Source organism: Bacillus sp. MRMR6 (genome assembly GCF_001940785.1).
Taxonomy (GTDB): Bacteria; Bacillota; Bacilli; order Bacillales; family Cytobacillaceae; genus Neobacillus.
The window spans coordinates 58,542-72,449 of sequence record NZ_MSLS01000004.1; the positions used below are offsets into that span (position 1 = coordinate 58,542).

The following is a 13,908-nucleotide window of genomic DNA, read 5'->3' on the forward strand; positions in this document are numbered from 1 at the left end:
TTTATATTAGAGGGAGGAATTATGGTTATGGAATCAACAGAATGGTTAGGCAGGTTTTATAGTATCTGCCAATGGATTACCAGGTTAGCCTATATTAATCTCTTATGGATGCTTTTTATGTTGTTTGGCTTATTGATCTTCGGTGCTGCTCCTTCAACAGTAGCATTGTTAACGATTATTCGTAAATGGCTTCAAGGTGAAACTGATTTGCCTATATTTAAAAACTTTTTGAAAATTTATAAAGAGGAATTTATTAAAGCAAATACTCTTGGGGTGCTATTACTAGGGATTAGTATTATTTTATATTTAGATTGGCGTTTAATCAGTTCTGTCCAAGGTTTTTTATATCCAATCCTAATGGGATGTTTACTAGGAGTAGCTCTCCTATTCCTAGTTGTGTTGATCTATATCTTTCCTGTATATGTTCATTACGAATATAAAACTTTGCAATATATAAAAACTGCCTTCTTGCTTGGAATCTCCTATCCAATGTATACAATGGTTATGGTTTCTTCAGTAATATGTGTTTCTATCATTTGTATATTTTTTCAGGGCGTTGGCCTTCTCTTTTTTGGGAGTGGTTTAGGTTTTGTTCTTATGTATATTTCTAATCTACTTTTTAATAAAATTGCAAAGCAATTTAATGTATTATCTTCATAATCAATAATTTTAATAATGTTTAAGTAGTTAATTCCTAAAGAATGTCAAAATTGTCTTATTAATAGTAAATTTATTGATATGTTGGTAAAAAGGGAATTTGTTAAACTTGCAATGTAAGGGTTTACAATTAACAAACTTATTAATAGGGGGCATGAAAATGAAGAGAAAGTTATGGACAGTTCTGCTATGCACGGTAATTTTTACTCTCATGTTATCTGCGTGTTCAGGTAGCGGCAGTAAAGAACAGGTAACGTCTGATGAAACGAAAAAAGACGAAAAAGTAACAATCAAATTTCATACACATGGGAACGAGGCATCCTACAACTGGAAATCTACAATTGCGGGTTTTGAGGAAGCTAACCCTAACATCAAAGTTGATCTTGTCATCCTTAGTGAAAAGGGAGATACACAGGAAGCATTAAAAAAGCTAGATCTAGCAGCAGCCTCTGGAGAACAACTTGATGTTTTAATGTTTAGTGATCCAGCTAGTTACGCACAGCGTGTAAGTATGGGAATGGTTGCACCAATTGATGAGTTAATTGAAGAAGAAGGATACAAGGTTTCAGAAGAGTACAAAGTTGATACACAAATCGATGGTAAATATTATGCGCTGCCTGGTAAGTTTAATCCGTGGTACGTTCTTATTAATAAAGACCATTTGACAGCAGCTGGTCTTGATGTACCAAGTGATTGGACATGGGATGAATATACAGAGTACGCAAAGGCAATGACAAAAGATGGTCACTACGGAACATACTTCCATGGTCCCCAAGGCGGAGGCTGGATGGAGTTTATGAAGCTTGCACTTGCAAGTGAAGCTGATAATACCGAATTCACAACTGCAGATGGTAAATCAAATCTGGAGAATCCACTTTTCAAGAAGACACTTGAGTTAAGAGTGAAGATGGAAAAAGAAGATAAATCAGCTGTTCCGTATACAGATATTTTATCTCAGAAGCTGCATTACCGTAACCAGTTCTTTGGACAGGATGCAAGCTCCATCCTAATTGGAAGCTGGATGAATACTGAGCTGGGAGGAACAGACCAGTTCCCATTAGAATTTGATGTGGCGGTTGCTCCGTATCCGAAGAATGAAAAGGGTGACCAAGGTGGTTATACACCCGTAACAACAGACTTTATGTCAGTTGCAGGTACTTCTAAGCATAAAGAAGAAGCATATAAGTTTATTCGCTGGTACACAACTGAAGGTCAAATTGTTCAAGGCAAAAATATCCCTTCATGGAGTAAAGTAAGCGAAAGTGATTTAACGGGTATTATTGATAAGATTCTTAGTGGAACAAAGAATCCTGAAAAGGTCGATAAAGAATCTCTAGTAAATGTTTTAACAAATGCCAAATCATCAAAGATTATTTCTCCTGTTTCATATCAGTCTGAAATTTATAAAGTAATTAACGAAGAGTATGAGAAATTAATTTATGGTGAACAGGATGTTGATCAGACAATTAAAGCATCACAGGAAAGGGTTCAGGAAATTATTGACAGTAATAAATAATATAGACAATAACAAAAAATAGTATAATATGTTAAAAAAGGGGTTGTAATCGTTTACAACCCCATCTTTCTTTTAGAAGGGTGGTCTGCATATGAAGAATGAAAAACAGCCTATGCTGGCACCTCGTTCTTTCCGTTTTAAGGTCCTATTTATCTCTATTATATGTCTAGTTATTCCTGCAACTATAACTCTATTTATCTATAACTACTTAACAAAGGATACCCTTAAGGAACAAGCTTTGTCCAATGCTACTCGCGAACTTACAATAGCAAATGAATATGTAGAAAAGCTACTAGAGGATATGCTCTACATTACCAACTTCATTCAGCTGGATGCTGAAATGAATACGATACTAAAAGAGAAAGCAAAAAACACATTGGAAAAAGATACAAGCCGTTCAGAATACCAACAGTACATGGATGAAAGTAGAATAAATAAGACAATTGAGAATATTACCCTAGTTGGGGAAAAATCGTATGTAACCGTCCTATTAAAAAATGGTGTATCTTATACCAATTACTCCAACTGGGACTATAATCCAAAGGAATTGGTTAATAAAGAATGGTTTGAGCAGCTGAATCAATTACGAGGATATGAATCAATTTGGATTGACAGCCAACCAACAATGATTAAATCGGAGAAAAAAAACAATCCACACCAAATATCTGTTGCTAGAACATTAAGAGATGAAAACTATAAGATTTATGGCTATGTAATCGTAACGATTATGGAAACTAAGATTAATCAAATATTTGAAAATATGGATGGCCATGAGGATATGATGATCTTGAACTCATCTAATCACATACTTTCACATGTGGATGATTCTAGAATCGGTGAACTTTTCCAGTATAGTGCCCATCTAAAGCAAACGAATTCTTCAAATATTTTTCAAATATCAAATCAAGATTATTTAATTGCTGAACATGACATTGCATTTAATGGATGGAAGCTCGTTTCCATCATTCCATATAAGCAAGCTATAAATAAAATCAATTTAATTTTCAATAAAGTCTTTGTTGTTCAAGTTGTTTCCTTCACACTTTTCCTTATCTTGATGGCATATCTATTACGAACCATAACTAAGCCTATCGTCCATTTAGGTAATGTAGCCGAAGCTGTAAAGAAAGGAAATCTAACGGTTCGTTCCCGACTTCGCAGCAAAGATGAGGTTGGACAATTGTCTGATTCCTTCAATCATATGCTTGACCGTGTCAATGAGATGATCAATGAAATTACTGATTCAGAGGCAAGAAAAAGAAGAGCAGAGCTTGCAATGCTCCAAGCGCAAATAAATCCTCACTTTCTTTTTAATGTCCTCAATTCAATCAGAATGAAGGTGCTAGTAAAAGGTGACAAAGAAAGTGCAGAGATGATTAGCTCTTTGTCAAAATTATTACGAATGACCATTGATAAAGATAAAGAAACAATAACCTTTTATGATGAAATTCAAATTGTCTTGGATTATATTAACATCATGAATATGAGGCAAAAAGATAAGGTGAATGTTGAAATTTCGGTTCATGAAGAAGCATACGGGTTTAGAATTCCAAGATTTATCTTACAGCCTATTATCGAAAATTCAATTATTCACGGGTTAAACCAAAGTGCTGGGATTATTATCGTAAACGCAGAAATACGAGAGCATGAACTAGTGATCACGATAGAAGATAATGGCCAGGGGATGGATGCTCATGCATTGCATCATTTAAAAGGAAAACTTGTTTGCTCTAATGGACTAGAAAATGCTAAAAGCATAAATAACAAAGGTTTTTCCTCTTTAGGTGTATCGAATGTTTACGAACGAATGTATATATTATTTGGCAAAGCATTTAAAATGGATATTAAAAGTGAGCTGGGAGTGGGAACGAAGGTCATTTTGACGATTGAAAAAGGGGGCAGTAACTCTGATGTACAAAGTAATGCTAGTTGACGATGATTATCCGGTATTACAATTGTTATCCGAGGCAATTGAATGGGAACAGTTGGGGGTAACGCTTCAAAGTACACACGAAAATGGTGCCAGTGCCTACGACAAGGCAATGATTGAGATGCCTGATATATTAATAACTGATATCGGAATGCCTAAAATGAATGGTATAGAATTGACGAGAAAGCTAAAGAATTTAAATCCAAAACTACAAGTTGCTATTTTATCCTGTCATTCTGATTTTGAGTATGCCCATCAGGCATTAAAGTTACAAATCCAAGATTATCTAGTTAAAGACACCTTTGTTCCTGAGGAGTTATCTAAATTAATAATGAAGTTTAGAGATTCCCTTGATGTCCAACATGACCAAGCTTTTAAACAAACTCAAATTAAGAGTATGCTTGATAGAAACCGAGAAAGTGTGAAAGAAAGATTCATAAAAAAAACGATCGACCCTACGGCGATTAATGAAAAGGAATGGCTGGCAGAAGCAAGATCTTTAGGTCTTCACCTTGGGAATATAGGATATATTGGATCTCTTGCTACGATACATAATTTTAATCTATTAATTGAGAGATTCAAATCAGAGGATACGGTCCAATTTGCGATTAATAATGTCATTACAGAGGTAATACAACGGTGCTGCCCAGGTACAGTGCATTTCAAACTAGGGCCTAGAGAAATGATTGTATTTTTCCCGTCAGCATTATCATTTAAGATGAAAGTACTTAATGAAGTATCTGAAGGTATGAGAAGAATTCAACAAGAACTGAAAAAATCATTAAACATTTATCTGTCATTTATAATAGGTGAAGGATGTACAAATATTTTAGAATTAAAACAAGAGTTAGTGCATCTTTTGGATAGCACGCATCAGAGCTTTTATTTAGAGCCCGGCAGCATTGTAGAAATGAAAAAACAACTGGATATAACTAGTAATTTGTTTTCGGTATATGATGAAGCAGCGGCTGAAATGCGAGAACTGATTTTGAAAAAAGAGGATGCTAGAGTTATCATTTTTGTTGAAAAATGGACTTCTTTTCTTGAAGAAAAACAATATCCTCCTGAATTAGTAAAGGATTGGGTCCTAAAATTATTATTAGATTTAAGAGTAAAATTGCAAGCATTACAGTTTTTCCGTTCAGACCATCCCATCGAATCCATCCACAATGAAGTTTTAGAGATTCAATTTCTTAGTGAGCTAAAGATGTGGCTTATGGATTATTTTAGAACAATCACGTCATTTGTTAATCAGGTATATGATCAAACAAGACGGAAGGAAATCATAGATGCATTTAAATATGTCTCTATGAATATAGAAAAGAAGATCAGCCTTGATGAAGTTTCTAGTTATCTATACTTAAACCCAAGTTATTTTAGTCGGTTGTTTAAAAAAGAGGTTGGCGAGACGTTTGTTGAATATGTAACTAAAATGAAAATAAACAGGGCAAAAGAATTGCTAGAGCAAACGGCAGAATCAGTAGGGAAGATTTGTGAACGGCTTGGGTATGACAATCAGAGCTATTTTATTAAAATATTTAAAAATTACGTTGGAGTAACACCGATTGAATATAGAAGCGGAAAGTGACCACTGTTGCTTTCATAGTCCAGACCATAATGGTACTGGGCCTTTTTGTTATTTTTCATTGAAAATTGATTAAATTAAATCATTAAAGAGAAGAAGTCAAAATTGTATGCGGATACATCAAAATAGCGTTAATAAGCGAATCTAGTGGTACTTTATAATAATAATATACTAAAAAATGAGGTGAAATAAATGAGTGTCAAAACAGAACTCACCACACCCGCAAAGGTTGTAGAAAAAGTAAAAAAGAATAGGATTGGCAAGGAGAAAAGTGAGAATTTAGTAGGCATTTTCTTTGTATCTCCCATGCTTATTGGTGTGTCAATCCTAGTTTTACTCCCCATTTTTGCTACATTTGCTCTTAGCTTTGCAGATTGGAGTTTCATTACCCCCTTATCTCAGTTAAAGTGGGTCGGCTTTGATAATTTTAGCAGATTATTCGAGGATACAGTTTTTTTGAAATCACTTAGAAACAACGCTATTTTCATTCTTACTGTCCCCATTTGTATGATCATTTCACTTGTGTTGGCGATTACCATTGACAGAAATGTTTATCTAAAAGGCTTCTTTAAAGTAGCATTTTTTATGCCGTATATCTCCAGTGTTGTTGCAATTGCTGTTGTTTGGCAGGTTTTGTTCCATCCATCAGCAGGACCAATTAATCAATTCTTAATGTCATTAGGAATTGAAAATCCTCCTTTGTGGATCGCAGATCCTAATTTCGCGCTCATTTCAATCATGATTATACAAATATGGATTTCAATTGGCTTTAATATGATTATTTATTTAGCAGGATTACAATCAATTCCAAGAGACCTTTATGAAGCTGCTGATATTGATGGGGCAAATGGATGGGTAAAATTCAAAAATATCACAGTACCAATGATATCTCCAACATCCTTTTTCTTATTTATAACCGGTATCATTTCAACATTTAAGGTATTTGACTTGGTTGCTGTATTAACAAAGGGTGGACCGATGCATTCTACCTCAATGATTGTTTGGAACCTTTATGATACCGCTTTCGTTAATTTGAAAATCGGCTATGCTTCGGCGATGGCAGTTGTTCTATTCTTAGTTGTTTTCGCAATTACCATTTTCCAATGGCTTGGACAGAAAAAATGGGTGAATTATTAAGGAGGGTAAGGGTATGGTAAAGTCATTAACAATTAGAAAAAGTATTATTACATTGATTATGCTCGTTAGTAGCGTCCTGTTCCTTTTGCCTTTTGTGTGGATGCTTTCAACGTCCTTTAAAATTGAGGCAGATGTTTTTAAATTCCCAATCCAATGGATTCCGGAAAGATGGAATGGTTTTGATAACTATAAGGAAGTATGGTTCGGGGACTACCCCTTCTATATCTATTACTGGAATACGATTAAGGTTACGGTAATCACTACAACTGTTTCCGTTGTTGTTTCAGCACTTGCAGCATATGGTTTCTCAAAAGTTAAATTCCCGTTTGGAAAGTTCCTGTTTATTATTGTATTAGCGACTTATATGGTCCCGCCACAGGCGATTCTCGTCCCACAATTCATTTTATTCCGAAAGATAGGATTATTTGATAGCCATTTGGGTTTGATCTTGTTAGGAAGCTTTAGTGTTCTCGGGACGTTCATGCTACGTCAATTTTTCATGAGTATTCACAACGATCTAATAGAAGCGGCAAAAATTGACGGAGCTGGGCACTGGAAAATCTTTTGGAAAATTGCGCTGCCGATTGTAAAGCCGGCAATTGCTACTTACGGAATACTAAGGTTTATTTGGACATGGAATGACTACCAAAATCCATTAATTTTCTTGCGTACTGATAGTTTATTAACGATTCAAATAGCAATGCAGAAATTTACGACCATTAATGGTGAGTTCTATTCCTTGATAATGGCTGCCGCTGTATCTGCAATCCTTCCATTGGTTATTGTGTTTATTATTGGCCAGAAACAAGTAATTGAAGGAATTGCATTAGGAGGAGTAAAAGGGTAGGAGGTTGAACTTTATGAATTCTGCAGATTTAAGTAGGTTATTGGTGTCTGAATCTCCATTATTTCTAGAAATAGATTCAAAGTATAAGTGGTGGACAAATACAAGAACGGATCCGGAATATCAAGTCCACCTAGATGAAATTAGAGTTGAGGCAAAAAGACTGCTGCAGGAAGAGGATCAAGAGTTAACATACTCGTTGTTTAAGATTTTTGCAGAGAATGGCTCTAGGGTTGAATTTGAAAAGGTGTATTTTAAAAAGAGAAGACGTCTTACCACATTTGCCATTATGATATTTCTTGAACCTGAAAATAAAAGATATGTAACTGCCTTAGAAAACACGATTTGGTCTATATGTAATGAGTATACTTGGTGTTTACCTGCACATTTAACGGATGGTCCAGAAGCATCGACGGAATTAAACTATACATTGAAAGAGACTTCTGTAAAAAGATGCTCAATTGATTTATTTGCAGCTGAAACGGCTTTTTCTTTAGCTGAAATTCTGCAGTTGAACAAAAATACTTTAGATCCACTAATATGTAAGCGTATTTATGAAGAGGTATTTACTCGGGTGCTTATCCCCTTTAAAACAACAAAGTACAAATGGGAAAACGAGACGCACAACTGGGCAGCTGTGTGTGCCGGATCAGTGGGTTCGGCTGCAATATATTTAATTCATGACCTCCAGGAACTAACCGTAATTTTGGAGCGGATACTTCCAGCAATGAGTTCTTACTTAAGCGGCTTTAATCCTGATGGTATTTGCCTGGAAGGCTATGGATATTGGCAATATGGTTTTGGGTACTTTGTATATTTTGCGGATTTACTTAAGAAAAGAACGGCTGGACAATTGGATTTATTTAAAAATGAAAAAGTACATGAGATTGCATTATTTCAGCAAAAGTGCTTTCTCGATGAGAATTTAGTTGTCAATTTTTCAGATGCCAGTCCGACTGCAACGATCTTTTTAGGGCTCAGCCATTATTTAAGTAAGGAGTATCCTGACTTTGATATACCCAAAAAACATCTGCGTGCTAAATATACGGATGATCACTGCAGCAGATGGGCTCCAGCTATTCGGAACATTATCTGGTTTGACGATTCTCTACCTGATAAATCCTGGCGAACGGGAACGATTTATTCAAAGGATTCTCAATGGTTTATATCAAAATACCAATCCACATTTGGAAATTTTTCCTTTGCCGCTAAAGGTGGACATAATGATGAACCCCATAATCATAATGATATCGGTCATTTTATCCTTCAAGCTAATAATGAAGTGTTTTTAAAAGATTTAGGTTGTGGATTGTACAATAAGGAGTATTTTGGTGAAAAGCGCTATACCTTCTTATGCAATGGCTCACAAGGGCATTCTGTACCGAGTATTAATCATCAGTTTCAAAATGAAGGATTTCTGAGCCATGCTCGTGTTATTCAAGTGGACGTCGGGGATGAAGTTGAAATCTTTGAGATAGATATAACGAGAGCATATGAAATAGAGCCTCTTCAAACATTGCTTCGCAAATTTTCCTGGATTAAAAAGGCTCAGCCAAAATTAATTTTGGAAGACTTCTATACCTTTACGGATCAGCCGATTTCAGTCATAGAACGTTTGATTACTCCAGCTTTTGCTATCACTGAGGAAGAAGATGAAGTCATCCTAGAAGGAAAACAGAGATTAAGAATTTTATATGATCGAAGCCAGCTCTATTTAGAAGTGAAAAAATTGAGTTTTATCAATCATTTCGGTGAAGTAGAAGAGAATTTTGCACTTGATTTTACAGTGTTAGCACCAGTAAAAGAGTTCAAGGTTCAACTAGCTTTCCAATTTGAATAGAAAAGGGTGAAGAGGATGACAGAACAATTACTTTGGGTAAATGAAGCATGGCAGAAAGTAAATGAAAAGGTAGCAAAAACTAGCAAAAGAATTGGAGCAAATTTCCCTCATGCGAGTGAGAACGGACAATACGTTTTAGCAGAACCATACTGGTGGACAGCCGGATTTTGGCCGGGATTATTATGGCAATTATACCGTGAACAGAAGACCGATGAATTTAAAAAAATTGCGGAAGAGTGTGAAGTAAAGCTTGATGCTGTTCAACACGATTATTACCGGCTTGATCATGATATCGGCTTTATGTGGACTCTAACAAGTGTTGCGCGTTATAAGCTTCTAGGTGATGATGAGTCCAAAAGGCGTGCATTAGTGGCAGCCAATCTCTTAATGGGGCGCTTTAACGTAAATGGTAACTTTATCCGAGCTTGGAATCCTTGGACAGAAGGAGAAGACAATAGTGGTGTAGCAATTATCGACTGCATGATGAATCTTTCACTATTATATTGGGCATCTGAAGAAACGGGTGACCCTAGATTTAAAGGCATTGCGAAAAAGCATGCGGATACTGTTTTAGAGCATTTTATTCGAAGTGATGGCGCTGTACATCACATTGTGAGATTTGATCCTGATAGTGGAGAAAAGATTGAGCCTTTGGGTGGCCAGGGATATGCTCCTTATTCAGCCTGGTCCAGAGGGAATGCCTGGGCAATATATGGTCTCGCTTTATCCTATTGCTATACAGGAGAAGAAAAATACTTAGAGGCGTCAAAAAAAGCAGCTCATTTCTTTATTTCTCATTTGTCAGACGATTTTGTTCCGAATTGGGATTTTCGTATTCCGGAAGATGTTCCTGCCCTAAAAGATTCTTCCGCTGGTTCCATTGCGGCATGCGGTCTTCTTTTACTTGCCGAACAAGTTACTGCATTAGAGTCACCTGTTTATCAAAGAACTGGAGAGAAAATCCTCGAATCTTTATACAGAAATTATGGTGATTGGGAAGGTTCTGAAGAGGGGCTAATCTTACACGGAACAAGTCATTACCCTGAAGGTAAATTCACCAATAATCCTCTAATCTATGGAGATTATTACTTTGTTGAAGGACTTGCTAGATTAAAAGGTTACAAGGACTTATTTTGGTAAAAATCCACTAATAGATCTTGATCCGCTATAGTTAGGAGGTTTGTGTAAATGGCAGAATATGAATTACCGATACATAGGAACCCGCTCAACTCACGAGAAGATTTTGTGGAAGCGGTAAAGCAAGTTGTAAACCCTCTAAGGCAATACTACAGCGCGGGCAAAGCACATCTTGAAATCGGAAATACTGGTGCAAGCTATTCTAGTTCCATTGCTGGTCTAGAAGGGTTCTCCAGGGTTCTTTGGGGTTTGGTGCCTCTTTTAGCCGGAGGGGGAAAATCAGAACTTTGGGATGTATGTTTGCAAGGAATTAAAAATGGTACAAACCCTGCCCATGATGAATATTGGGGGGGGATTTCGAATTTCGATCAGCGTGCTGTTGAGATGGCAGCTTTCGGTTATGCGCTTGCGCTGATACCTGATAAAATCTGGTCACCGCTGAACGACGAAGAAAAAGAGAACCTATACTCATGGTTGAATCAAATCAATCACATCAATGTTTATGATTGTAACTGGCTGTTTTTCCCTGTGGTTGTAAACTTAGGTTTCAAACAGGCAGGATTACCATTTAATGAACAAAAAATAAAAGAAAACTTAGAGCGAATCGATGCGTTTTATTTAGAGGATGGATGGTACGCGGATGGTGTGGATGCTCATTGTGATTATTATGGTCCGTTTGCAATCCATTTTTACAGCCTGATTTATGCAAGATTAATGAAAGAAGACGATCCTGTAAGGGCACAGAAGTATAAAAGCAGGGCAAAGTCTTTTGCTAAAGAATTTATCTATTGGTTTGCAAAGGATGGATCCGCTCTTCCCTATGGCCGGAGCCTTACTTACAGGTTTTCACAGTCTGCCTTTTGGAGCGCACTTGTATTTGCGGAAGTAGAGCCGTTTTCTTTAGGCGTGATAAAAGGAATCCTTCTCGGTAATTTACGTTGGTGGTTCAAGCAGCCAATCTTTGATTCCAGCGGTTTGCTGACCGTAGGCTATCGATATCCGAATTTAGTTATGGCAGAAAACTATAATGCACCTGGTTCGCCATACTGGGCACTCAAAACTTTTATATTCCTAGCTTTGCCGAAAGAACATCCTTTTTGGCAGGTAGAGGAAGAGTCATTACCATCCTTAGAGGAGAAAATTGTCCAGCAATCACCGCATTTTATTCTATGTAGAAATGAAGAACAAAGCCATGTTGTAGCATTTAACGCTGGTTATAAACATACAAATGAGCACTCACATGTAGCATCTAAATATGAGAAGTTTGCCTATTCTAATGTGTTTGGATTTAGTGTCCAAAAGGGAGATTGGGGGCTTTCACAAGGTGCGTTTGATTCCATGTTGGCTGTCAGTGAGGATGACAATATTTATCGAGGTAAAAGAAAGTGTGAGGAATATGAGGTTACGGAACATACGATTTATACTAGATGGAAGCCATGGAATGATGTTGACATCAAAACATGGCTAATAGCAGGAACACCTTGGCATATCCGAGTTCATTGCATTATAACAGGTAGAAAGATTGATGTTGCTGATGGCGGGTTCGCTTTAGGTTTAGAAAAGAAGGAATATAAAGGTCAGCAAGCAGAAATCATTCAAAATTCACAAGAAAGCTTGGTAGTATATCCTTGGGGAGCCAGCGGTATTAAAAGTATATATGGAGACAGCCAGCCAGAGCTGATTTATCCGAATGCCAATACCAATCTCATCCATGACCGGACCGTGATTCCTGCCATTAAAGCAAGTTTCAAGTCAGGAAAGCATTGGCTGGTACATGCTGTTTTTGGAGAACCAGGAAGTGTAAACATTAAGCAGAAATGGAAGAACTGTCCGAAAATTGAAGTCACTGATGGAGAAATTATTATTAGACAAGGAACAGAAAAAATTGTTATTCCCACAGAGTGTTGAATAGGAGGAGAAAATATGGAAACACGTTATGCACATCATCCTGTAGATATGAAGAAATATACAACAGAAGAATTAAGAAGAGAGTTTCTCGTAGAGACTTTGTTTGAACCAGGTCAAGTACACTTAACCTATACTCACGTTGACCGAATGATTTTCGGAGGAGTGACACCTGCTGAAAAGGAATTAACGATTAAACTTGATAAAGAACTGGGTGTTGAATACTTCCTAGAGCGCAGGGAGTTAGGCATTATTAATATCGGCGGAGAAGGTACAGTGGTCCTTGACGGAACAGAATACGAAATGAGTATGCGTGATGGCCTTTACGTAGGAAAAGGAACAAGAGAGGTATTTTTTCGTTCGAAAGATACCAATAATCCAGCAAAATACTATATCAATTCAGCACCTGCACATCATACTTATCCAACTGTAAAAATCGATATTAAGAATATCGATCCGCTTCAAATGGGCTCACCGGGAACATTAAATGAACGGAAAATCTATCAATATGTTCATCCTAATGTTTGTCAAAGCTGTCAGCTTCAAATGGGATTGACGATGCTTGAACCAGGCAGTGTTTGGAATACAATGCCTTGTCATACACATGAGCGGCGAATGGAAGTATATTTATATTTTGATATGGAACCGGATACTCGTGTGTTCCACTTCATGGGAAAACCAGATGAAACTAGACACATTATTATGAAAAATGAGCAAGCCACCATTTCTCCTAGCTGGTCTATCCATACTGGTACTGCTACTAGTAATTATACGTTTATTTGGGGTATGTGCGGGGAAAATATTACCTATTCTGACATGGATCAAGTAAAGATGGAAGAGTTGAGATAAGTTTTAGAATGTAGCCTAAAATTGGAGGTTAAAAATGATTTAAGGGCATTTTCACTAGATTATTTTAACTTAACCGGAAAAATTGCAATTCTAACCGGAGGAAATACCATCCGTGCCGACGAAAAACATAATGCTGAGATTTTGTCGCGTATTCCTGCAGGCCGTTGGGCAACACCTGCAGATCTAATGGGTGTAGTGGTATTCTTATCAAGTAGAGCTTCCGATTATATGAACGGACATATCTTAGCAGTTGATGGCGGCTGGTTAGCAAGGTAAAGGTTAGAAAAAATAGGGATCTTGAAGCTTAGAAGAATATTCAATCAAAGGTATATTATATATAAATTACTAAAGTTGAAAACAACAGATGGACCTTATCGTCTGTTGTTTTTTGTCGATACTATCTTCGACAATCTTCTTCCGATTTCCCGGGAAAAAACCCTTTATTTCCAAGGATTAATGAGGAACTAATCAAACGTTTAATTAAATGACAAAATTCTACCTAAATTAC

Annotated in this window: 10 protein-coding genes and 1 pseudogene; all 11 read left to right on the plus strand. The window is 36.7% G+C overall.

Annotated elements, in window-relative coordinates:
* Positions 1 to 27: 27 nt before the first annotated feature.
* On the plus strand, positions 28 to 660 hold the full coding sequence (locus BTR25_RS06145; RefSeq protein WP_075687172.1) for a YesL family protein: 633 nt from the start codon (positions 28 to 30) through the stop codon (positions 658 to 660).
* A gap of 157 nt (positions 661 to 817) precedes the next feature.
* Complete coding sequence (locus tag BTR25_RS06150; RefSeq protein WP_075687173.1) at positions 818 to 2,173, plus strand: ABC transporter substrate-binding protein; 1,356 nt, start codon at positions 818 to 820, stop codon at positions 2,171 to 2,173.
* 91 nt (positions 2,174 to 2,264) lie between these two features.
* Positions 2,265 to 4,106 carry a sensor histidine kinase gene (locus BTR25_RS06155; protein WP_075687174.1) on the plus strand — a complete coding sequence of 614 codons (1,842 nt, stop codon included), beginning with the start codon at positions 2,265 to 2,267 and terminating at the stop codon, positions 4,104 to 4,106.
* The gene (locus tag BTR25_RS06160; protein ID WP_075687175.1) at positions 4,084 to 5,691 is read left to right on the plus strand and encodes a response regulator transcription factor; all 1,608 of its coding nucleotides are present in this window, start codon (positions 4,084 to 4,086) and stop codon (positions 5,689 to 5,691) included. The genes BTR25_RS06155 and BTR25_RS06160 overlap by 23 nt, the downstream gene beginning before the upstream one ends.
* Before the next feature lie 189 nt (positions 5,692 to 5,880).
* A complete protein-coding gene (locus tag BTR25_RS06165; RefSeq protein WP_075687176.1) occupies positions 5,881 to 6,825 on the plus strand; it encodes a carbohydrate ABC transporter permease in 945 nt (314 codons plus the stop codon).
* A 13-nt stretch (positions 6,826 to 6,838) separates the two neighbouring features.
* Entirely contained in the window at positions 6,839 to 7,672 is an 834-nt protein-coding gene (locus BTR25_RS06170) for a carbohydrate ABC transporter permease (protein ID WP_075687177.1), read from the plus strand.
* A 13-nt stretch (positions 7,673 to 7,685) separates the two neighbouring features.
* Positions 7,686 to 9,509, plus strand: a complete 1,824-nt coding sequence (locus tag BTR25_RS06175) for a heparinase II/III family protein (RefSeq protein ID WP_075687178.1) — start codon at positions 7,686 to 7,688, stop codon at positions 9,507 to 9,509.
* A gap of 15 nt (positions 9,510 to 9,524) precedes the next feature.
* The gene (locus tag BTR25_RS06180) at positions 9,525 to 10,649 is read left to right on the plus strand and encodes a glycoside hydrolase family 88 protein (RefSeq protein WP_075687179.1); all 1,125 of its coding nucleotides are present in this window, start codon (positions 9,525 to 9,527) and stop codon (positions 10,647 to 10,649) included.
* 48 nt (positions 10,650 to 10,697) lie between these two features.
* Complete coding sequence (locus BTR25_RS06185) at positions 10,698 to 12,554, plus strand: DUF2264 domain-containing protein (RefSeq protein ID WP_075687180.1); 1,857 nt, start codon at positions 10,698 to 10,700, stop codon at positions 12,552 to 12,554.
* A gap of 15 nt (positions 12,555 to 12,569) precedes the next feature.
* Positions 12,570 to 13,400 (plus strand): 5-dehydro-4-deoxy-D-glucuronate isomerase, encoded by an 831-nt coding sequence (gene kduI, locus BTR25_RS06190; RefSeq protein WP_075687181.1) that lies wholly within the window; start codon positions 12,570 to 12,572, stop codon positions 13,398 to 13,400.
* A gap of 108 nt (positions 13,401 to 13,508) precedes the next feature.
* A pseudogene (locus BTR25_RS06195) lies at positions 13,509 to 13,676 on the plus strand (SDR family oxidoreductase); the annotation flags it as partial.
* Positions 13,677 to 13,908 lie beyond the last annotated feature (232 nt).